Raw genomic sequence first — 21,719 nt, 5'->3', positions numbered from 1 at the left:
AAAGACCGGGCCGACTGGCCCGGTCTTTTCATGTCCACGGGGCGCGGATCACAGCGCGTCCAGATCGCCCAGCGCACGGATCAATCGACGCGCACGCTTGTCCGGCTTGTGTTCCGGCGGCTGGTAACCGTTCTTGGCCGCGGCGCGCTGCAGGCGCAGCTCCGCCCGGCGCGCACGTGACGCCTCACTCTCGGCATACAACTGCTGCGCCACGGGTGCGGGGCCGCGCATCTCGCTCAGGCCGCGCACCTCGATCTCGAATACTTCATCGCCACGGCTGATCTGCAGCGCTTCGCCTACGCGCACCGCGCGCGAGGATTTCGGCCGTTGCCCGGCCACATCCACTTTGCCCGTCTCCACCGCCTGTTTGGCCAGGCTGCGGGTGCGGAAAAACCGTGCGGCCCACAGCCACACGTCCAGCCGCACGGCGGCCACCGGTGTTGTGTCAGTCATGCTTCCTACCCAGCTCCACGGCGTTGGCCGGTTGTCGGTTAAGCGGTTGCGTCGCGTCCGGATTCCCGCGGCACCCTGTGCCGCCGATCAGCGCCGGCACCCCGGCATCCAGATCGCGGCGCTGGCTGCCGACCTGGCATTCCGGTCGGTCCATCGGCCGCACCTGGGCATCTCCCAGGCGCTCCGAAGTGGAACATGCGGCCAGGCCGGCGGCAATCAAGACCAGCACGCCCCTGCGCCACCACGGCCGTTGGGCAGCGGTTGCGGAACGATGGCGCAGCGTACGCGCCAGAGCCTGCCAATGACCTTGCATCGCCATATCCTGCACACGGGCTTGGTGCTAGTGTGCCGCTCTCTGAGCATGATCTCCAGCGCACATGGCCAAAGCGCCGCTTGACCTGACCACGGGCCCGATCGGGCGCAATCTGTTCCTGTTCGCCCTGCCCATCCTGGCCGGCAACATCGCCCAGTCGATGAACGGCTCGGTGAATGCGATCTGGGTCGGCCGCTTCCTCGGTGAAGCAGCGCTCACCGCCACCGCGAACGCCAACAACATCATGTTCTTCCTGATCGGCTCGGTGTTCGGCATCGGCATGGCGGCCTCGATCCTGATCGGCCAGTCGATGGGCGCACGCGACCTGCCGCAGGCGCGACGCGTCATGGGTACCAGCGCGACGTTCTTCATCGGCCTGTCGGTAGTGATCGCGGTTGCCGGCTGGTGGCTGTCGCATCCGCTGCTGGCCGCGATGGGCACACCGGCCGAATCCCTGCCGCTGGCCGAGGCGTACCTGCGCATCATCTTCCTGGCGATGCCGACGCTGTACGCCTTCGCGTTCCTGAGTTCGGCACTGCGCGGCGTCGGTGATTCCCGCACGCCGTTCCGCTTCCTGCTGCTCTCGGTGGTGCTGGACATCGGCTTCAACCCGCTGCTGATCTTCGGCATCGGCCCGTTCCCGCAGCTGGGCATCGCCGGCGCGGCCTGGGCCACGTTGATCGCACAGACCCTCTCGCTGCTCGGCCTGCTCTGGTACATGCGCAACAAGCGCCATGTTCTGTGGCTGGGGCGCAAGGACATGGCGCTGTTCAAGATCGATGGCGAGATCCTGCGCGCGCTCGTGGTCAAGGGCGTGCCGATGGGGCTGCAGATGGTGCTGATCTCGCTGTCGATGATCCTGATGATGACGATGGTCAACAGCTACGGCACCGACACCGCCGCCGCCTATGGAGCCTCGCTGCAGCTGTGGACCTATGTGCAGATGCCGGCGATGGCGATTGGTGCGGCCTGCTCGACCATGGCCGCGCAGAACGTCGGCGCGCAGCGCTGGGACCGCGTGCGTGGCACCGCACGCAGCGGCGTGCTCTACAACTTCCTGCTGACCGGCGTGCTGATCCTGCCGCTGATCCTGCTCGACCGCTACACGCTCGCCCTGTTCCTGCCCGAGGGCAGCCAGGCGCTGGAAGTGGCGCGCCACCTCAACCACATCGCGGTGTGGTCGTTCCTGTTCTTCGGCGTGAACTTCGTGATCTCCGGCGTGGTGCGCTCGACCGGCGCGGTGATTCCGCCGCTGCTGATCCTGGCCGCCTCGCTGTGGGGCATCCGCGTGCCGTTCGCCGAACTGCTGCAGGACCGCTGGGGCGCCGACGCGGTGTGGTGGAGCTTCCCGGTCAGTTCGTTCTGCGCGATGCTGATGTCGCTGGCATATTACCGCTGGGGTGGCTGGCGCAAGGCGCGCATGCTGCCCAGCCACCGCGAGGAACTGGCCGCGCCGGCCGAGGTCCCGGCCTCGCCGCCGTCGCCGGTGGCGGACCCGAACCCGACCACGCCGCTGCAGCCTGCCACTGCGGGCAGCGCCAAGCCGGATTAAGCCGGGCGCCCCTGCATCAGGGTTTTCCAGGCGGGCAGTTTGTAGCGCCGGCGCTGGTAGCGCATCAGCAGCGCCATCATCACGCCGAACAACAGCCCGGCCATGACCGCACTGCCGAGGGTGATGCCCAGCGTGAGCGAGCCAAGGTCAAGAACCAGCCCCATCAAGGCGCGCCACAACACGCCCCACAGCACCCCGAACAACCCGCCCATCACGAACAGGTTGGCACCGAAGCTGGCGAGCAGCGGGGGCGGCACGCGCAGCCCCAGGCGCCACAGCAGCCGATGCATCGGCGGTGCGCGCATGCCGGCAGGCACGTTGGCGTCGGCCATGGCCTGCAGCGCGTGACGAACATCAGCGGGATAACGGTCCATGTGCTTCTCCATCACGAGGCCACAAACGCAAACGGCCACCCGAAGGTGGCCGTTTGAGGCGACAACCGGAGTTGTCGGCCGGGAATTACTGGGCAGCCTTGGCAGCCAGGCGCGCGGCCTTGGCCTGCGCAGCAGCAGCCAGATCTTCCTTGATGCGGGCAGCCTTGCCTTCCAGGCCACGCAGGTAGTACAGCTTGCCGGCGCGGACCTTGCCACGACGCTTCACTTCGACCGAGTCGATGATGGCGCTGTGGGTCTGGAAGACGCGCTCGACGCCGTAGCCGTGCGAGATCTTGCGGACGGTGAACGCGGAGTTCAGGCCGGCGTTCTTGGTGCCGATGACGACGCCTTCGTAAGCCTGCACGCGCTCACGGTTGCCTTCCTTCACCTTCACGTTGACGACGACGGTGTCACCCTGGCTGAACTTCGGCAGCTCGCGGGTGATCTGGGCGGATTCGAAGTCCGAGAGGATGGATTTGTTCAGCTTGCTCATGGGTGCACCGATAGTGTTCGGGTGGTCGTGTCGTTCGACAACGTGGGCTCATGCAGTCACCGGACTGTGCTGCACGTTTTTTGTAGGGATTCCTACCAACGGGCCCCAAAAGGCCGATGGCAATCCCGAATTGTAAACAAGATCCCGCCCCCGCGCTAGGGGGTCGGATCCTTGGCAACGGCCTGCCGGGCCTGCTCCAGCAGGACGCGGTCGGCCTTGGACAACTGGCTTTCATCGAGCAGGTCCGGCCGCCGCAGCGCGGTGCGCAGCAGCGACTGCTGCCGGCGCCAACGGGCGATGGCGGCATGGTTGCCCGAGCGCAGCACGTCCGGGACAGTGCCCCATTCATGCTGGGCCGGATGGCTGTAATGCGGGCAGTCCAGCAGCCCCTGCGGGCCTTCGAAACTGTCCTGGGCGGCCGAGTCGGCATCGCCGAGAGCGCCCTCCTGCAGGCGGGTCACCGCATCCACGATCACCGCCGCGCCCAGCTCACCGCCGGACAGGACGTAATCGCCGAGGGAGATCTCCTCGGTGACCTCGGCCTCGAGGAAGCGCTCGTCGATGCCCTCATAGCGGCCGCAGAGCAGGATCATGCGCGGCAGTGCCGCCAGCTCCCGGACCTTGGCCTGGGTCAGCGGCGTGCCCTGCGGGCTGAGGTAGATCACCGGTGCGGGCGCCGGATCGGCGGCTTTGGCGGCCGCCAGACAGGCCCGCAACGGCTCGATCAGCATGACCATGCCCGGGCCACCCCCGAACGGACGGTCGTCCACCCGGCGGTAGTTGCCTTCGGCATAGTCACGCGGATTCCAGCCGTGCAGGTCCAGCAGACCGCGCTCGGCAGCACGGCCGACCACGCCCAGCGCGGCCGACTGCGCCATGAACTCGGGGAACAACGTGACGACGTCGATACGCATCCGGCTTAGAACTCCGGATCCCAGTCGACCACGATCAGGTTGGCCTCGAAATCCACCGAGACGACGAAGTCGGGCTGCACGAACGGAATCATCCGCTCACGGTCGCCCTGCACCACGAGTACGTCGTTGGAACCGGTCGAGAACAGGTGGGATGCCCGCCCCAGTTCGACACCATCGACGGTACGCACCTGCAAGCCCTCCAGATCGACCCAGTAATACTCATCGGGCTTCGGGGGCGGCAGCGCGCTGCGCGCGACATAGACTTCGGTCCCGTACATCGCCTCGACCACATCGCGGTCGGTGATGTCGGGAAACACGGCGACCAGATGCTTGCCGGACTGACGTCCGCGTGCACCGGTGAGCGTGCTCTCCTGGCCGGCGGGGGTCCGCAGGATCCAGGGCTGATAGTGGAAAATGGCGGTACGCGGCTCGGTCCAGGACTCGAGCTTGATCTCGCCTCGCACACCAAAAGCGCCGACAATCCTGCCCAGCAGGATGCGGCGCTCGGTATCTTTCATCTGTATAGACCGATGGGCCGCGGCAGGCGCGGCCCTTCAGGATCAGGCCGCGGAGGCCTGGGCCTTGGTCGCTTCCTTGTACAGGTTGCGGACCTTGTCGGTCATCTGGGCGCCGTTGGCGACCCACTTGTCGACCAGCGGCAGGTCCAGCACGATGCGGGACTCGGCACCCTGGGCAACCGGGTTGTAGTAACCGACGCGCTCGATGTTGCGGCCATCACGGGCGCTGCGCGAGTCGGTCACGATGATGTGGTAGAACGGACGCTTCTTGGCGCCGCCGCGGGTCAGTCGAATCTTGACCATGGTGTTGTTTCCTCAATTGCCCAGTCGCCAGGATGGCGCGGTAAGCCGGCGATTATAGCGGCGGCCTCCGTTCATTCCAAGCCTGTGAAGGGCGGGAAAGCTGAACAGGGGTTGCGCACCAATCGGTTCAGGCCAGGAGTGGCTGCCACGGGGCCTCGGCCAGCATCTGCCGGGCCTTGGCGCACAGCGCTTCCGAGTTCCCCAGTGCGACCCCATCGATCACTGCGATCGGCCAGATCCCGGCGGCGTTGCAGGCGATGGCGGCGTCGAATCCTTCCACCTCCGCCAGCGCGACCGGGCGCATCTGCTGATCGTCACCCCACCCCGCCTGCAGCAGACGCTCATGGGTACCGCGCAGCGCGGGCGCCTGCGGCCAGACCAGCGTGCTGCCCGAGGCGAAGGCGATGTTCCAGGTCGTACCTTCACTGATATGCCCATCGTCACCGACGAACAGCGCGTCGTCCACGCCAGCCTGCAACGCCTCGCGGCGATGCTGGAACAGCGCGAACGTGCCGACGTGCTTCACGTGCGGCAACTCGCGCTGGTAACGCACCGTGCGCAGCCGCCGCGCTATCGCCGGTAGCTCGCCCGGGGCCGCGACGGCGACAAGTACGTCGACCCCGACGGGCTGCAGTGGCCGGCGGAAATCGAACTGCCGCGAAAACACGGTCACCCGCAGCGACGCATCGGCCACACCTTCGGCCTGCAGCGCGTCGTGCATCCAGGCCCGCACCTGCAGCGGATCCAGCGCGGTGCCGAACAGCTCGGCCGTGCCCTCCTGCAAGCGCTGAAGATGCAGGTCCAGGCCCTGCACCGCACCGCCGCGCACCTGCAACGAGGTGAAGTGGCCGTAGTTGGTCAGCGCCCCGGCAAGATCATCGACCGTGGCCGGCCAGCCATTGCAGTACAGCGTCATCACAGCAACGCCTTCGCATCGGACCACATCTGCTGCAGCACGTCGGCCGCAGGGCGTGCCGGTGCCATCCACGCGGACTGCCCCGCCCAGGCCTGCATTGCGTCAAGAGTGTTGTCCCGGCCCGCCTGCGCGCGCATCGGCGCGGTCAGCCCGCGCTGCACCGGATACGGCCGCGGCGGTGGTGCGTCAGCAGACGCCGCGGCGCGCACATAGGCGGTGGCCAGGCCACGGCCGAGGCGACCGCTGAAAGCGCGCGTCGGCCAGGTGTCTTCGGGCTCAGCCTCGGCCAATGCCTGCGACCACGCCGGATTCAAGTGGCACTCCGGGGTACGCAGGAACGCGGTGCCCACCTGCACTGCACTCGCGCCCAGCGTCAGTGCCGCGGCGATGCCGCGCCCATCGGCGATGCCACCGGCCGCGATCACCGGAATATCCAGATGATCGGCCAGCCGCGGCAGCAGCGCGAACAACCCGACCAGCTGGCGCTCGGCTGCGTCGGGATCGAACGCGCCACGATGCCCGCCGGCCTCGAAACCCTGCGCGACCACCGCGTCGGCGCCGGCGGCCTGTGCGGCACGCGCTTCGGCCAAGGTGGTCGCACACGCGATCCAGGCGATGCCCACGTCTTTCAGGCGCTGCACCTGTGCCGCGGAGAACACGCCCATGATGGTCGAGGCCACCGCAGGGCGCGCCTCGATCAGGGCCTCGAACTGTGCATCGAAATCGGCCGGTCCTGCATCGGCCGCACTGGCCGCTACCTCAGGCCCCCACTGGGCCAGGAAACGACGTGTCGCGGCTTCCGCATCTGCATCGCGCCGGGGCAGCGGATCCGGAATCCAGACATTGACCTGCGCCGGCCCGGTGGACTGCGCACGGAAGTCAGTCATCCACGCCACGATGTCCTGCGGCTGGGAGAGCACCGCGCCCATCGCGCCCATGCTGCCGGCGTTGGCCAGCGCGGCTGACAGTGGCACGGGGCAGGCGCCGGCCATCGGCGCGAGCAGGATCGGGGCCTGCAATGCAAAACGCCGACAGAAGCTGTCGGCGCGTTCGAGAAGCGGAGAACCATTCACGCGCGGCGCACCTGTGGAAGGAGACGGTGCCAGCATACGCCGCACCGCCCCTGCCCGGAATGCACGCGCGCAGGACTCAGCGGAACGGCATGCCGCCGCGGCCGCCCATGGCGCCCATCATCCCCTTCATGCTGCGCATCATGCCCTTCATGCCGCCGCCGGCCATCTTGCTCATCATCTTTTCCATCTGCTGGAACTGCTTCATGAGCTTGTTGACGTCGGCCGGGGTCAGCCCGGAACCGCGCGCGATACGGGCGCGGCGCGAGCCGTTGAGCAGGCCCGGGTTGCGGCGCTCTTTCTTGGTCATCGAGTTGATGATCGCGATCATCCGCGGCACTTCCTTGCCCTGGCTGACCTGCGCCTTGAGGTGCTCGGGGATCTGGCCCAGGCCCGGCAGCTTGTCCATCAGGCCGCCGATGCCGCCCATGTTCTGCATCTGCTCGAGCTGGTCGCGCATGTCGTTCAGATCGAACTTCTTGCCCTTGGCGACCTTCTCGGCCAGCTTCTGCGCCTTGTCCTTGTCGACCTGCTGCTCGACCTGTTCCACCAGCGACAGCACGTCGCCCATGTCCAGGATGCGGCTGGCGATACGGTCGGGGTGGAACACATCCAGGCCGTCCGGCTTTTCGCTGACACCGACGAACTTGATCGGCTTGCCGGTGATGTAGCGTACGCTCAGCGCGGCGCCGCCGCGGGCGTCACCGTCGGTCTTGGTCAGCACCACGCCGGTCAGCGGCAGCGCGTCGCCGAAGGCCTTGGCGGTGTTGGCCGCATCCTGGCCGGTCATGGCATCGACCACGAACAGCGTTTCAGCCGGGTTGACCGCGGCGTGCAGCGCCTTGATCTCGGCCATCATCGCTTCATCGATGGCCAGGCGACCGGCGGTATCGACGATCAGCACGTCCACGAACGACTTGCGCGCGTCATCGATCGCGGCGCGGACGATGGCTTCCGGCTTCTGGTCGGCGGTGGACGGGAAGAACAGCACGCCCACCTGGTCGGCCAGGGTCTTGAGCTGCTCGATCGCGGCCGGACGGTAGACGTCGGCCGAGACCACCATCACCTTCTTCTTGCGCTTTTCCTTCAGGTGCTTGGCCAGCTTGCCCACCGTGGTGGTCTTGCCCGCACCCTGCAGGCCGGCCATCAGGATGATCGCCGGCGCCGGGACGTTGAGGTTCAGGTCCGAGGCGGCCGAACCCATCACCGCGGTCAGCTCGTCGCGCACGACCTTGATCAGCGCCTGGCCGGGGGTCAGCGACTTGAGCACTTCCTGGCCGACCGCACGCACCTTGATGCGTTCGACCAGCGCCTGCACCACCGGCAGCGCGACGTCGGCCTCGAGCAGCGCGATGCGGACTTCGCGGGTGGCCTCGCGGATGTTTTCCTCGGTCAGGCGACCGCGGCCGCGCAGCCGCTCGATGGTGCCGGAGAGGCGCTGGGTCAGGGACTCGAACATGGAAGCGACCTGTTCAGAACAAAAGACAATGAGACCGCCAGTATAACGGTTCCGCCCCGGCTCCCGGACCGGCCCTGACGGCGGCGCTGCGGGCATCGCCAGCACCCCGGGGGTATGCGAAACTGACACGATGACAATCGTTCTCATCGCGACGCTGCTGTACCTGACCGCGACCGGCCTGCTGGTGCGCGCGGTCGTCCGCGATGATGCAGTGACCTCCCCGGCCTGGCTGTGGCCGGCGCTTCCGGCGATGCTGCTGCACGGCGGCTATCACGTGCTGGTGGCGATGCGCACCAGTGGCGGCCCGGACATGCACTTCTTCGCGGCCCTGTCGCTGGTCGGCCTGGGCATGGCGTGGCTGACCTCGCTGGTGGCCGCGCGCGGGCGCATGGCGGCGCTTGGCGTGCTGGTGTTCCCGATGGCCGCTGCGGTGCTCTGGATCTATCACGCCTACGGCCACGAGCCGAGCAGGCCCCTGGGCTGGCAGCTGGCCACGCACGCGTGGATGGCCCTGCTCGCCTACGCCACCCTGAGCGTGGCCGCGCTGCTGGCGATCATGCTGTGGCTGCAGGAACGCGCCCTGCGCCGCCGGGATTTCCGCCCGTGGCTGCGTGCCCTGCCCCCGCTGGCCGACCTGGAAGCCCTGCTGTTCCGGGTGATCGCGGTCGGCTTTGCGCTGCTCACCCTGACCCTGGTCACCGGCGTGCTGTTCGTCGATGACCTGCTGGCGCAGAAGCTGGTGCACAAGACCGTGCTCAGCATCCTGTCCTGGATCGTCTTCGGCACCCTGCTGATCGGCCGCCGCCGCTATGGCTGGCGCGGCGCGAAGGCGGTGCACTGGACCCTCACCGCGATGGCGCTGCTTCTGCTGGCGTTCTTCGGCAGCCAGTTCGTGATCGAACTGGTGTTCGGCCGCACGCGATAGAGGCGTGCCGACCAACGGTCGGCACCTGCCCGAACCTCGCAGGGGAGCTGCCGACTGTTGGCCGGCAGGCCGCTGGCGGGCACCAACCCGCTATCGGCTGATCACAACCCGTACCGTTCGATCGCGTCCAGATGCGGCTGGCGGTCCTGGTCGCAGGCCTCAGCCAGGCGCAGCCAGCAGTGCGGGTGTGCCCAATCCGCCGTCACCTGCTGCAGAAAGCGATGCAGTGCCAGCGGCGCGTGATCCTGCGGCTGGGCGACAGTGAACAGCAGGCCCGGAAGCGTCCCGCCTTCCGCGTCCGGATCGGTCACGGTGTAGTCCGGCCGGCTGTGCGCCCACACCTTCCAGCCCTGTGCCTCTGCTGCTGCTACCAGAGCGTTCCACGCCTCCTCGCCCGGGTGCGCGCCGTCGACCAGCCAGCTCCGTGCGAAACCGCCCCGCTCCAGCACGTGCACCTGCGCATAGGTCGGAATGAAGTGCTCGCGCTCCGCTTCGTCCTCTGGGGCGGGATGCACCAGCCCGGCGTCGAACACCACCCAGTCCCCCACCTGCTGCGCGCGGTTGGCCGGTGCGTTCTCGACGATGCGCGCGGTCACCGGTCCGGTGCGGCGGCCGTAGTACTCCATCGGCTCGCCGCCTTCTTCGCTGCGGATGATCACCCAGCCCCAGGACTCTTCGACCACGCCCTGCTGGCTGGACAGTTCCATGCCGATCGCCGCCGCCGAGCGGCGCACCGCCTCCCAATCGCGCGCCGCGCTGGCCGCACTCATGTGGTCCCAGTGCGCGGCGTTGGGCTCATCCAGCGTCTCCACCAGCTGCGCGTAGCAGGCCTGCGCGTCGCTGAAGCGGCCGGTCTCCATGTACATGCGGGCAAGCGTCCCGCGTGCGCCGTTCGAGCCTGGCGACAGGGCCAGCAACGCCTGCGCGGCCTGTTCCAGCGCCGGCCAGTCGGACGCGCGCCGGGCACGCTGCACCTCGCACCAGTGCGCGAACACCGGCACGCTGTCGCGGTAGGTCGCGGCCAGCCGGCGCAGGCCATCGTCATCGCCCTGCTCGGCCAGCCACCGCATCAGCGTGTAGGCCGCTGCGCCATCTTCCTGCGCGTGGCCGCGCACGAAGTCCCACAGCAGCGCCTGCGCTTCGGTCTTCGCGCCACAGGCATGCAGCGCCGAGGCGGCAACGTCGGCCAGCGCGCCGTCGTCCGGCCGCTCGGCGTGCGCCTGCAGCAGCCACTGCGCTTCACGCTCGGGATCGCGCGACTGGTGCTGTTCGCCCTGGGCCTGCAGCCACGCCAGCAGTTCATCGGCCGGCACCGGCAACAGTGCCATCTCCGGCAGCGCTTCGATCCGTGCCGCCAATCCACCCACCAGCGCGGCAGCGCCACGATCCTGCCGCAGCTGCGCCAGGTGGGTACGGGCCAGACCAAGCTGGCGCTGCGCCACCCAGCGCGCACCACGCTGCAGGGCCAATTCAAGGCTCAACGCGGCGATCTCGATCACCAGGCGATGCGCGCCGACAGCGGCGAAGTGCTCGATGATCGTGTTGAAGCGCGTCCCCAGATCCCATGTATTGCGTGCGCCATCACGGCTGCACAGCGTCGAAGCGGCATTGGCCCACAGCCGCCAGTGATTCGGCGTCAGCTCGCTCCATGGCACCAGCTGCTGCAGCGCCTCTTCATCGCGGCCCAGCTGGGCCAGTGCCCAGGCCTTGGACAGCCGGCGCGGCACCGTGCAGTTGGCAGGCTCGTAGTCGCCCGCAGCGGCCACTTCGGCTTCTCGCTTCTCGATCAGCACCAGCGCTTCCTGCGCACGGCCGCTGGCCAGCAGGATCTTGATCTGCATTTCAGGGAAGCTGTCGAACACTTCCTTGCCGCGCGCCTGGATCGCCGCCGCCTGCACCTGCAGGTAATCCAGCGCGTCCTGGCCGCGGCCGTCGTCCAGCAGCGCGTCGGCCTTCTCGCAGCTCAGGCACTGGAAGCAGGCCCAGCTCGGGTCGATGCGGCCCAGCGTCTCGTCGCAGACCTCGATGCGTTCGGGCACCCAGCCCGGACCATCGATGTTGCCGTAGCAGGCGGCAAGATCCTGGGTGACGCAGATCGACTGCGGGCAGTCCAGGGTATCGGCGCGGTGCGCGCGCTCGAACAGCGCCACCGACTCGCCCAGCGCGCTTTCGCCTTCCATGCGGTTGCCGACGCGGTTGCGCAGGGCCCAGTGGCCGACATAGACGTCGACCCAGGGGTTGTCCAATGCCTTGCCCAGCGCGCGCGCTTCGGGCAGCAGTGCATCGACGCGGTCGACCTGCAGTTCACTGACGTCATCGGCAAGGCGGGTCAGCAGGTGGGCGTTCTGTGCCTGGCCTGCCTGGCGCAGGTCATCCTGCAGTTTTTCGACCCAGTTCCAGATATCCATGGGGGTTGAGGCTCCTGTCTAGCGAAGGCTTGATGAGAGAGGGGGCGGTACTCAGCGCAGCATCTGCTGCAGGGCACCGGCAATATCGGTAAATGCACCATTGAGATCGGGGCCCGGTGTCGCGGTGCTCCGCTGCAACGGCCGGCCCTGCGCGGACACGATGATCTTCAGCGAGCGCAGCAGGCGCGCGGCCGCCCCGGCCTGCGGGTGGCCCTCGCGCTGGGCCTGCAGCAACGCCTGCACCGCTGGATTGTCCAGGTTGAGGTACAGCCGCGACGGCGCACGTGCCTCGATGCGCGCGGTGAACTGGCGGGCCAGTCGCAATGCGGCCATCGATACGCGCTTGTCGTTCTCGTCGTCTTCCAGGCGCTGCTTCAGTTCGGCTTCGCGGTCGGGCACCACCACCACCGGGAGTGCCTCGGGGCTGAACCGCGCCGGCAGCAGCTGCTCGCCATCGCCCAGGTGCTCGCGCAGCCAACCCAGCTGCGCATCGTCGAGGCTGTCGTCGATACGGAACAGTGCGCGATTGCCCTGTTCGGTGCCCAGTTCGACCAGGCGCAGGCCCTTGGCCTGGGCCCAGCGCCGCAGGAACGGCACTACGGCATAGCGATGCCCATGCGCGACCGGCACGCCCATCGCGCGGAACAGCATTTCCTCGAAGCCACCACCGTTGTCGAGGATCACATGCACCGCACCGCGCGCCGGCAACGCGCTGGCCGGCAGGTCACCCTGCGAGGTCGGCACGCGCACGTGTTCCAGCAGCAGGTCGAACAGGCGCTCATCGCAAAGCGCCGCGCCCAGCAGGGCTTCATTGTGGCGGCTGAGCACGCGGCGCCAGGCCTCGGGCTGCTGTCGTGCGACGTCGGCCAGGCCATCGATCAGCGCTTCCAGCAGGGCGTGCTGCACGGCGCGATAGTGGTCATCGCGCTGCAGGTCCTCGCGGCTGGCGGTTGGAGTCAGCTTCGACGATTCGATCACCCCGCCGATGAAGCCGGCCCACGGCGGCAGCAGGTCGCGTGCGTCGTCGTCCAGCAGCATCCCGCGCACGAACACCGACAGGTTACGGTTGTCGCTGGTGCCATAGGTGGCGCCGTCCTGCACCCAGAGCATGCCGACGGCGTCGCTGCTGCCATCGGACTGCAGCGGCATCGTCACGATGGGCTCGAAATCGTGTTCGAAACGGGCAGCGAACTGCAGCGCCTGGCGGCGCGCCTGCACCGGATGCAGCGCGACGTCACCCTGCCCGCGCCACGGCGGCGGTTCGGGATTGATCGCGGCGGCCGCCGCACCGATGAAGATCGGCTCGGACAGCAACGCGCAGTAGCGGCCCAGCACCTCGTGCAGGCGCGCTTCGTTGGCCAGCGACAGGAAGTCCGGATGCAGCTCCAGCTCGACCTCGGTGCCGATCGCGCGCGCCGGCACGTCGCTGACGGTGTACTGCTCGGCGTTGCTGGACACGTACAGGTGGCCCAGCTCTGGTGTCTGGTAGGAGGTGGTGCGCACGCTGACGCGCCGTGCCAGCACGAAGGCCGACAGGAACCCCAGGCCGAACATGCCGATCAGTCCGTCATTGTCCTCCCCATCCTGGCGCAGCCCTCGGGTGTAACCCACACCAACCGTGGCCAGGTAATCGTGGATTTCCTGCCGGGTCAGGCCAGCACCGGTATCGGTGATGCGCAGCACGCCGGCGGCGGCATCGATCTGCACGTCGATGCGCGACAGACCCGGGATGCCGGGCTGCTCGATACGGCGACGGATGATCGAATCGTGCGCGTTCTGCACCAGTTCGCGCAGCGCCACCATCGGGGTGGAATACAGGTGCTTGCCCAGCACCGTCATCAATCCATTGAGATCGACCCCGGCGCGGCGGATTTCGGCGGCGGGGGCGCTGAACATCGGGTCCTGCATGTAATCGGTTACTCCTAGCCACGGAAAAGCGCCGGAGGGCGCCTTCGTCGAGCAGGGAAAACTAGCACAGGCCGGCTGAGCGCTGACTCACTTTCCCGTGGCAACCCACGCCGGCCCGGCCCCGCTTACAGCGCGTCGATCGCCTCGGACAGCCGCTCCACCGCGATCACTTCCATCCCCTTCACGCTGCCGGTCTTCGGCGCGTTCGCCTTGGGCACGATGGCGCGCTTGAAGCCATGCGTGGCCGCTTCGCGCAGGCGGTCCTCACCGTTGGGCACCGGGCGGATCTCCCCGGACAGGCCCACCTCGCCGAAGGCGATCGTCTTCTCGGCCAGGGGCCGGTCCTGCAGCGAGGACAGCACCGCCAGAAGGACCGGCAGATCGGCGGCGGTTTCCTGCACGCGGATGCCACCGACCACATTGACGAACACGTCCTGGTCGCCCACCAACACGCCGCCATGACGGTGCAGCACCGCCAGCAGCATCGCCAGGCGGTTCTGCTCCAGACCCACCGCCACGCGGCGCGGGTTGGACAGCGGTGAGGCGTCCACCAGTGCCTGCACTTCCACCAGCAGCGGACGGGTACCCTCGCGGGTGACCATCACGCAGCTGCCCGGCTGCTGGGTGCTGCCGCCGGAGAGGAAGATCGCCGAAGGATTGGAGACCTCTTTCAGGCCCTTCTCGCCCATGGCGAACACGCCCAGCTCGTTGACCGCGCCGAAGCGATTCTTGAACGCACGCAGCAGGCGGAAACGACTGCCGCTCTCGCCTTCGAAGTAGAGCACCGCGTCGACCATATGCTCGAGCACACGCGGGCCGGCAATGCCGCCTTCCTTGGTGACGTGACCCACCAGGAACACGGCAGTACCGGTTTCCTTGGCAAAGCGCACCAGCCGTGCGGCGCTTTCGCGCACCTGGCTGACCGAGCCGGGCGCGGCGGTCAGCGATTCGGTCCACAGCGTCTGCACGGAGTCGGCCACGATCAGCCGCGGCTTGGCCACGCTGGCGTGCTGCAGGATCGCCTCGACCTGGGTTTCAGCCAGCGCGTTGACGTTGTCCAGCGGAAGATCCAGGCGCACCGCGCGGCCGGCGACCTGCGACAGCGACTCCTCACCGGTGATGTACAGCACCGGCAGCGACGCGGCCATCTTCGCCACCGCCTGCAGCAGCAGGGTGGACTTGCCGATGCCCGGATCACCACCGACCAGCACCACCGCACCTTCAACTAGGCCACCGCCGAGCACGCGGTCGAACTCGCCGATGCCCGTGCTCACCCGCAGGTGCTCGGTCTGCTGTACGTCCTTGAGCGCCATGATCTTCGGCGCATCGACCTTGCCGGCCCAGCCGGAACGGCGCGACGCCGGTGAGGACTTGGCGGGCGTGGCGCTTTCCAGCGTGATTTCGCTGAGCGTGTTCCACACCCCGCACTCGGTGCACTGGCCCTGCCACTTGCTGTATTCGGCGCCACATTCACTGCAGACGTAAGCCGTGAGTCGCTTGGCCATGTCAACTTCCGCTTCAGAATCGATGGGGCAGGATAGCCGAGCCGCGTCGCAGCAACCGAGACGCCGAGCGCGCCCGCTCAAGAATCCGGCCCCGAGGCCGATACTCCGGCGGGCCACTGCCCCTCCTTCAATTCATTCCAGGCTTCTCCATGACCGGCACCTACAGCCAGAGTCTTGTCGTGTTCTCGCTGCTGGTCGCCATCCTCGCCTCGTATACCGCGCTGGACATGGCCGGTCGCCTGGCCAGCACCCGCGGCCGGGTCGCACGCTGGTGGCTGGCCGGTGGTGCCGGCGCGATGGGCCTGGGCATCTGGTCGATGCACTTCATCGGCATGCTCGCCTTCCACCTGCCGATACCGGTCGGCTACGACCTGGCGATCACCCTGTACTCGCTGGCGGTCTCGGTCAGTGCCTCGGCGTATGCGCTGTGGCTGGTCTCGCGCGCGGAACTGCCCTGGTCGCGGCTGTGCGCCGGCGCGGTGCTGATGGGGCTGGGTATCGCGGCCATGCACTACCTGGGCATGGCCGCACTGGAGATGCAGCCGGGCATCGACTACGACCCGCTGTGGTTTGCGGCCTCGATCCTGATCGCGATCGGCGCGGCCGGTGCTGCGCTGTGGATCGCCTTCCGGCTGCGCCTGGAGCAGCGCCGGCCGTTCCTGCTGCGCGGGCTGGCCTCGCTGGTGATGGGCCTGGCCATCGTCGGCATGCACTACACCGGCATGGCCGCGGCCAACTTCCCCGAGGGCGCGCTATGCGGCGCGGCCTACGGCCAGGGCATCGACACCAAATGGCTGGCGGTGCTGGTGATCGTAACCACGCTGGCCACGCTGGGCATCGCGCTGATCGCCTCGGTGTTCGACCGCCAGATGCGCACCCGCACCGGCCTGCTCGCCGATTCGCTGGCGCAGGCCAACGAGAAACTGATGCAGGCCGCCCTGCATGATCCGCTGCCCCAGCTGCCCAACCGCATGCTGCTGCAGGACCGGATCGAACAGGCCATCGAGAAAGCGCAACGCCGTCAGTTCAGCTTCGCGGTGATGTTCTGTGACCTGGATGGTTTCAAGGCGATCAACGATGCCTACGGCCACCAGCTCGGCGACAAACTGCTGATCCAGGTCAGCGAGCGGATCACCGCCCTGCTGCGTGCGCAGGACACCTTCGCACGGCTGGGCGGGGACGAGTTCGTCATCGTGTTCCAGGTGGAAGATCCGGAAGACGCGGCCGTCGTGGCCGAACGGATCATCGCCAGCGTGGCCGAGCCGTTCGAGATCGATGCGCTGGAACTGCAGGTCAGCGCCAGTCTGGGCATCGCCCTGTACCCGGCCGATGCCACCACCGAGCGCGACCTGATGGCCCACGCCGATGCGGCGATGTACCACACCAAGGATTCGGGCCGGAACGGCTATACCTTCTTCACCCAGTCGCTCAACGTCAGCGCCAACCGTCAGCTGAAGCTGCTGCAGGAACTGCGCAAGGCGGTCAGCCGCAGCGAGCTGGTGCTGCACTACCAGCCCAAGTTCCAGGCCAACGGACAATCGCTGAACGGGGCCGAGGCGCTGGTGCGCTGGCAGCATCCCGAACTTGGGCTGCTGTCGCCGGATGCGTTCATTCCGATCGCCGAACGCAGCGGGCTGATCCTCGCCATCGGTGACTGGGTGCTCGACCACGCCTGTGCGCAGCTGCGTCACTGGCACGACGCCGGCCACCCGGACTGGACGATGGCGGTGAACCTCTCACCACTGCAGTTCGGGTCCAGCACGCTGCTAGAGACCGTGCGGCGCACGCTGGACAAACACGGGCTGGACCCGAAGCGGCTGACCCTGGAGGTCACCGAGACCACCGCGATGCGCGATGTGGAAGCCAGCCTGCTGATCCTGCACGGGCTGACCGCGATGGGCGTGAACATCTCCATCGACGACTTCGGTACCGGTTACTCCAGCCTGCTCTACCTCAAGCGGATGCCGGCCACCGAGCTGAAGATCGACCGCGCCTTCGTGCACGATCTGGAAGACAACGCCGAAGACGCCGCCATCGTCTCCTCGATCATCGCGCTGGGCCGTTCGCTGCAGCTGCAGATCGTCGCCGAGGGCGTGGAAACCGCAGGGCAACGCCAATACCTGAGCGACATGGGCTGCGATCAGCTGCAGGGGTACCACCTGGGCCGGCCGGTGGATGCGGCGGAGTTCATGCGGTTGGCGAAAGCAGCGTAGCGCGCGGCAGCAGCGCTGCCGCATCGCAGGAAAGAAGGGCCGCTCGGGGCGTATCTGGAACAGCTCACCGCCCCACACCGCCCGCCGCGTCGTCATGTGTGCCATGCCAATGGAAGAAGCACCCAACAAAAAGGCCGCCCGAGGGCGGCCTTTCTGCGTGTGGCAACGTCGCGAAGACGTCAGTGCATCATGTGCACGTTCATGTTGTGCATGACCCACAGCGAACCGGCGACGATGATGCCGATCACCACGACGGTGAAGGCCGCCGCGCTGACGTTCCAGCGCTGTTCCGAAGAGCGGTCCAGGTGCAGGAAGAACACCAGGTGCACCAGGATCTGCAGCACCGCAGCCACCACGATGACGACGCCGGTGGTGAAGCGCGGCAGGTCGCCATGCATGACCGCCCAGAACGGGATGATGGTCAGCACCGCGGCCAGCAGGAAGCCGATCAGGTAGGACTTGACGCTGCCATGGCTTTCGCCGGCGGCGCCGTGGCCCTGATCGTGTGCGTGATTGTCATGTGCGGACATTACAGCGCTCCATTCAGATAGACGACGGAGAACACGCCGATCCAGATCAGATCCAGGAAGTGCCAGAACAGGCTCAGGCACGCCATGCGGGTCTTGTTGGTCTGGGTCAGGCCGTTCTGCTTGATCTGGATGAACATGATCAGCAGCCACAGCAGACCCGCGGTCACGTGCAGACCGTGGGTACCGACCAGCGCGAAGAACGCCGACAGGAAGGCACTGTGGTCCGGACCGTAGCCCTGATGGATCAGGTGGTTGAACTCCCACACTTCCATGCACATGAAGCCGAAGCCCAGCAGCCAGGTCAGTGCGAGCCATGCGTACATCTGGCCCACCTTCTGCTTGTGCATGGCGATCATGCCCAGGCCGAAGGTCAGCGAGGAGACCAGCAGCAGCGTGGTTTCCCAGGCGACGAAGGACAGTTCGAACAGATCCTTCGGGCCGGGGCCACCGTCGGTGCCGCCGGACAGCACGATGTAGGTCGCGAACAGGGTGGCGAAGATGAGGCAATCGCTCATCAGGTACACCCAGAAACCGAAGACGGTATTGCCGCCGGTGTCGTGGTGCTCGTGGTCGTCATGGCCGTGGGCCGCCGCGTGCGCGGCGTGCCCATGGTTCATGGTGTTGGGGATAGTGGTGCTCATGCCTTCAGCTCCGATTTCACCAGGCCCTGCGCCACCAGGTGGCGACGGTGCTCATTTTCGATCCGCTCCACTTCCGCGGCCGGCACGTAGTAATCCACGTCCTTGTCGAAGGTGCGCCAGATGAAGGTGCCGATCATGCCGACCAGACCCACGATGGCCAGCCACCAGATGTGCCAGATCATCGCAAAGCCGAACACCAGGCTGAAGGCGCCGATCACCACACCGGTGCCGGTGTTGCGCGGCATGTGGATGTCGGTGTACTTGGCCGGGCGTTCCCACGCCTCACCACGCTGCTTGCGCTCCCAGAACTCGTCCAGTTCGTTGACGCGCGGCAGCGAGCCGAAGTTGTAGAACGACGGCGGCGAAGAGGTTTCCCACTCCAGCGTACGGGCGTCCCACGGATCGCCGGTCAGGTCGGCGGTCTTCTTGCGGTCGCGGATCGACACGGCGATCTGGATGACCTGGCACAGGATGCCGGCACCGATGATGAAGGCACCGCACATGGCGATGATCAGCAGCGGCTGGTATTCCATGTTCGGGTAGCTCTGCATGCGGCGGGTCATGCCCATGAAGCCCAGGATGTACAGCGGCATGAAGGCCACATAGAAGCCGATGAACCAGCACCAGAACGCGCGCTTGCCCCAGGTTTCATTGAGACGGAAGCCGAACATCTTCGGCCACCAGTAGGTGATGCCGGCGAACATGCCGAACACCACGCCGCCGATGATGACGTTGTGGAAGTGGGCGATCAGGAACAGGCTGTTGTGCAGCACGAAGTCGATGGCCGGGATCGCCAGCATCACGCCGGTCATGCCGCCGATGGTGAAGGTGACCATGAAGCCGATCGTCCACAGCACTGGGGTCGTGAACTGCACGCGACCGCGGAACATGGTGAATAGCCAGTTGAAGATCTTCACGCCGGTCGGGATCGAGATGATCATCGTCGTGATGCCGAAGAAGGCATTGACGTTGGCACCCGAGCCCATGGTGAAGAAGTGGTGCAGCCACACGATGAACGACAGCACGCCGATGCAGGCGGTGGCGTAGACCATGCCCTTGTAGCCGAACAGCGCCTTGCGCGAGAACGTGGCGATGACCTCGGAGAACACGCCGAAGGCCGGCAGGACCAGGATGTAGACTTCCGGGTGACCCCAGATCCAGATCAGGTTGATGTACAGCATGGCGTTGCCGCCACCGTCATTGGTGAAGAAGTGCGTGCCCAGGTAACGGTCCAGGGTCAGCAGCACCAGGGTGATGGTCAGCACCGGGAAGGCAGCGATGATCAGCACGTTGGTGACCAGCGCGGTCCAGGTGAACACCGGCATCTGCATCAGCTTCATGCCGGGGGTACGCATCTTCAAGATGGTGATGAAGAAGTTGATGCCGCTCAGTGTGGTACCCAGGCCTGCTACCTGCAGGCCCCAGATGTAGTAATCGACACCTACCCCTGGACTGTATTCCTTGCCTGACAACGGCGGGAAGGCCAGCCAGCCGGTCTGCGCGAATTCACCGACACCCAGCGAGATCATCACCAGGCCCGCGCCCGCCACGAACAGCCAGAAGCTGAGCGAGTTGACGAACGGGAAGGCCACGTCGCGGGCGCCGATCTGCAGCGGCACGACCACGTTCATCAGGCCGGTGATCAGCGGCATCGCCACGAAGAAGATCATGATCACGCCGTGGGCGGTGAAGATCTGGTCGTAGTGATGGGGGGGCAGGACGCCCTCGTTGCCGCCAGCGGCCATGGCCTGCTGGACACGCATCATGATCGCGTCGGCGAAGCCGCGCAGCAGCATGACGAAGGCGACGATGAGGTACATCACGCCGATCTTCTTGTGGTCGACCGAGGTGAACCACTCTTTCCAGAGATAGCCCCACAGCTTGAACTTGGTGATCAGGGCCAACACCAGCAGGCCGCCGATACCCGCACCGATCAACGTGGTGATGATGATCGGGTCGTGCGGGATGTCGGCAAAGGTCAATTTACCCAACATATTCATGCTCATTCTCCCGAGCCGCCGTGACCGGTGTGACCGGCTGCGGCGTGCTCGTCTGCAGTGTGTTCGGCGTGTGCAGCAGCATCGCCTTCGGCCATCGCGTGGCCGTCGTGCGACTCACCGGCGGCCGGCATGGTGTGGCCTTCGTGGCTTTCGCCCTCGGCGCCGTCATGCTTCATGGCCTTGTGGTCGTGCTTCATGCCGTAGTGCTGGTTGTCGCCCATGTGCTTGGCGATGACCCAGTCGAACAGGCCGGCCTCGGTGGTACCGAAATAGGTCACCGGGTGCCAGTCATGGTTCTTCTCGGCGGTCAGCGCAGCGAAGGCGGTCTTGTCCAGGGTCGCGCTTTCGCCACGCACCTTGGTCAGCCACTGCTGGTACTCCGCCTCGGTCACCGAGTGCGCGGAGAAATGCATCTTGCTGAAGCCCGCGCCGCTGTAGTGCGAGGACATGCCCGGGAACTCACCGGTCTCGTTGGCGATCAGGTGGAGTTTGGTCTCCATGGCCGTCATCGAGTAGATCATGCTGCCCAGGTGCGGAATGAAGAACGCATTCATCACCGTATCGGACGTGATCTTGAAGTTCAGCGGGGTATCGACCGGGAAGGTGATCTCGTTGACGGTGGCGATGTTCTCTTCGGGATAGATGAAGAGCCACTTCCAGTCCAGCGAGATGGCTTCGATCACCACCGGCTTCTTGTCCGAGTCCAGCGGACGGTACGGATCCAGCGCGTGCGAGGAACGCCAGGTCAGCACGGCCAGCACCAGCACGATCATGCACGGGATCGACCAGACCACCACTTCGATGGCCGTGGAGTGCGACCACTTCGGCTCGTAACGGGCCTTGGTGTTGGTCGCACGGTACTTCCACGCGAAGGTGAGGGTCATGATGATGACCGGCACGACAACCAGCAGCATCAGCACGGTCGCCGTGATGAGCAGGGTCTTCTCGTCGTGGCCGATCTGGCCCTTGGGGTTGAGGATGGCCGAGTTGCAGCCCGTCAGGAACACGGACAACGCAAACAGCAGGCCCGGACGCAGGAAGCGTCCAAGGGGTTTCAACGGAATCATCGGTCGATCCAATTGCGTAGGGAATGCCAGTTCAAGCCCGCCTCCGTCCCAGCCAAAGCCGGTGGTGCCGGTCCAAGGGGACAGGCACGGAGGACGATCATGTCAGCCTTCTAATTTTAGGCCGTCACGCATCATTTAAGAAAGGCATTGACAATGA

General features: G+C 66.6%; 20 protein-coding genes. 3 read left to right on the top strand and 17 right to left on the bottom strand.

From position 1 onward, the window contains the following. Positions 1 to 48: 48 nt before the first annotated feature. Entirely contained in the window at positions 49 to 453 is a 405-nt protein-coding gene (locus ACTT2I_RS04020) for an RNA-binding S4 domain-containing protein (RefSeq protein WP_088432165.1), read from the bottom strand. Then, positions 446 to 607, bottom strand: coding sequence for a hypothetical protein (locus ACTT2I_RS04015; protein ID WP_253247620.1), 162 nt, complete (start codon positions 605 to 607; stop codon positions 446 to 448). The genes ACTT2I_RS04020 and ACTT2I_RS04015 overlap by 8 nt, the downstream gene beginning before the upstream one ends. A 223-nt stretch (positions 608 to 830) precedes the next feature. Between ACTT2I_RS04015 and ACTT2I_RS04010 the strand changes: the two genes are divergently transcribed. Continuing rightward, positions 831 to 2,318 carry an MATE family efflux transporter gene (locus ACTT2I_RS04010; RefSeq protein ID WP_088432164.1) on the top strand — a complete coding sequence of 496 codons (1,488 nt, stop codon included), beginning with the start codon at positions 831 to 833 and terminating at the stop codon, positions 2,316 to 2,318. Here ACTT2I_RS04010 and ACTT2I_RS04005 read toward each other — a convergent pair. The 8 genes from ACTT2I_RS04005 to ffh all read right to left on the bottom strand — a co-directional run bounded on the left by ACTT2I_RS04005 (position 2,315) and on the right by ffh (position 8,365). Beyond that, positions 2,315 to 2,692, bottom strand: a complete 378-nt coding sequence (locus ACTT2I_RS04005; protein ID WP_421100537.1) for a DUF6404 family protein — start codon at positions 2,690 to 2,692, stop codon at positions 2,315 to 2,317. The two genes, ACTT2I_RS04010 and ACTT2I_RS04005, sit on opposite strands and share 4 nt — an antisense overlap. Positions 2,693 to 2,777: 85 nt before the next feature. Then, the gene (rplS, locus tag ACTT2I_RS04000; RefSeq protein WP_019184486.1) at positions 2,778 to 3,185 is read right to left on the bottom strand and encodes a 50S ribosomal protein L19; all 408 of its coding nucleotides are present in this window, start codon (positions 3,183 to 3,185) and stop codon (positions 2,778 to 2,780) included. 155 nt (positions 3,186 to 3,340) lie between these two features. Further along, complete coding sequence (gene trmD / locus ACTT2I_RS03995) at positions 3,341 to 4,099, bottom strand: tRNA (guanosine(37)-N1)-methyltransferase TrmD (RefSeq protein ID WP_088432162.1); 759 nt, start codon at positions 4,097 to 4,099, stop codon at positions 3,341 to 3,343. A gap of 5 nt (positions 4,100 to 4,104) precedes the next feature. Then, on the bottom strand, positions 4,105 to 4,617 hold the full coding sequence (rimM, locus tag ACTT2I_RS03990) for a ribosome maturation factor RimM (RefSeq protein WP_088432161.1): 513 nt from the start codon (positions 4,615 to 4,617) through the stop codon (positions 4,105 to 4,107). Positions 4,618 to 4,659: 42 nt separating this feature from the next. Further along, on the bottom strand, positions 4,660 to 4,920 hold the full coding sequence (rpsP, locus tag ACTT2I_RS03985) for a 30S ribosomal protein S16 (protein ID WP_017356068.1): 261 nt from the start codon (positions 4,918 to 4,920) through the stop codon (positions 4,660 to 4,662). A 127-nt stretch (positions 4,921 to 5,047) separates the two neighbouring features. Then, a complete protein-coding gene (locus ACTT2I_RS03980; RefSeq protein WP_088432160.1) occupies positions 5,048 to 5,836 on the bottom strand; it encodes an aminotransferase class IV family protein in 789 nt (262 codons plus the stop codon). Then, positions 5,836 to 6,909, bottom strand: coding sequence for an NAD(P)H-dependent flavin oxidoreductase (locus ACTT2I_RS03975; RefSeq protein ID WP_088432159.1), 1,074 nt, complete (start codon positions 6,907 to 6,909; stop codon positions 5,836 to 5,838). The genes ACTT2I_RS03980 and ACTT2I_RS03975 overlap by 1 nt, the downstream gene beginning before the upstream one ends. A gap of 76 nt (positions 6,910 to 6,985) precedes the next feature. After that, positions 6,986 to 8,365, bottom strand: a complete 1,380-nt coding sequence (gene ffh / locus ACTT2I_RS03970) for a signal recognition particle protein (protein WP_088432158.1) — start codon at positions 8,363 to 8,365, stop codon at positions 6,986 to 6,988. A gap of 130 nt (positions 8,366 to 8,495) precedes the next feature. On the opposite strand from ffh, the gene ACTT2I_RS03965 reads away from it, so the two are divergent. Beyond that, on the top strand, positions 8,496 to 9,290 hold the full coding sequence (locus ACTT2I_RS03965) for a cytochrome C assembly family protein (protein ID WP_019184492.1): 795 nt from the start codon (positions 8,496 to 8,498) through the stop codon (positions 9,288 to 9,290). A 101-nt stretch (positions 9,291 to 9,391) separates the two neighbouring features. On the opposite strand, the gene ACTT2I_RS03960 is transcribed toward ACTT2I_RS03965, so the two are convergent. The 3 genes from ACTT2I_RS03960 to radA all read right to left on the bottom strand — a co-directional run bounded on the left by ACTT2I_RS03960 (position 9,392) and on the right by radA (position 15,111). Next, positions 9,392 to 11,698, bottom strand: a complete 2,307-nt coding sequence (locus tag ACTT2I_RS03960) for a tetratricopeptide repeat protein (protein WP_421100538.1) — start codon at positions 11,696 to 11,698, stop codon at positions 9,392 to 9,394. Positions 11,699 to 11,749: 51 nt separating this feature from the next. Then, positions 11,750 to 13,606 carry an ATP-binding protein gene (locus ACTT2I_RS03955; protein ID WP_421100539.1) on the bottom strand — a complete coding sequence of 619 codons (1,857 nt, stop codon included), beginning with the start codon at positions 13,604 to 13,606 and terminating at the stop codon, positions 11,750 to 11,752. A 125-nt stretch (positions 13,607 to 13,731) separates the two neighbouring features. After that, a complete protein-coding gene (gene radA / locus ACTT2I_RS03950) occupies positions 13,732 to 15,111 on the bottom strand; it encodes a DNA repair protein RadA (protein ID WP_088432155.1) in 1,380 nt (459 codons plus the stop codon). Between the two features lie 149 nt (positions 15,112 to 15,260). Here radA and ACTT2I_RS03945 point away from each other — a divergent pair, with 149 nt between their 5' ends. After that, on the top strand, positions 15,261 to 17,324 hold the full coding sequence (locus ACTT2I_RS03945) for a putative bifunctional diguanylate cyclase/phosphodiesterase (protein ID WP_421100540.1): 2,064 nt from the start codon (positions 15,261 to 15,263) through the stop codon (positions 17,322 to 17,324). A 179-nt stretch (positions 17,325 to 17,503) separates the two neighbouring features. On the opposite strand, the gene cyoD is transcribed toward ACTT2I_RS03945, so the two are convergent. The 4 genes from cyoD to cyoA are packed head-to-tail and all read right to left on the bottom strand — an operon-like array spanning position 17,504 to position 21,562. Further along, complete coding sequence (gene cyoD, locus ACTT2I_RS03940) at positions 17,504 to 17,854, bottom strand: cytochrome o ubiquinol oxidase subunit IV (RefSeq protein WP_421100541.1); 351 nt, start codon at positions 17,852 to 17,854, stop codon at positions 17,504 to 17,506. Continuing rightward, positions 17,854 to 18,495, bottom strand: coding sequence for a cytochrome o ubiquinol oxidase subunit III (gene cyoC / locus ACTT2I_RS03935; RefSeq protein WP_070426876.1), 642 nt, complete (start codon positions 18,493 to 18,495; stop codon positions 17,854 to 17,856). The genes cyoD and cyoC overlap by 1 nt, the downstream gene beginning before the upstream one ends. Continuing rightward, the gene (gene cyoB, locus ACTT2I_RS03930) at positions 18,492 to 20,489 is read right to left on the bottom strand and encodes a cytochrome o ubiquinol oxidase subunit I (RefSeq protein ID WP_088432175.1); all 1,998 of its coding nucleotides are present in this window, start codon (positions 20,487 to 20,489) and stop codon (positions 18,492 to 18,494) included. The genes cyoC and cyoB overlap by 4 nt, the downstream gene beginning before the upstream one ends. Before the next feature lie 8 nt (positions 20,490 to 20,497). Continuing rightward, a complete protein-coding gene (gene cyoA, locus ACTT2I_RS03925) occupies positions 20,498 to 21,562 on the bottom strand; it encodes a ubiquinol oxidase subunit II (RefSeq protein WP_088432151.1) in 1,065 nt (354 codons plus the stop codon). Positions 21,563 to 21,719 lie beyond the last annotated feature (157 nt).

Source organism: Stenotrophomonas sp. PUT21 (assembly GCF_052232875.1).
GTDB lineage: Bacteria > Pseudomonadota > Gammaproteobacteria > Xanthomonadales > Xanthomonadaceae > Stenotrophomonas > Stenotrophomonas maltophilia_N.
This window is presented reverse-complemented; position numbering and strand designations above follow the sequence as displayed.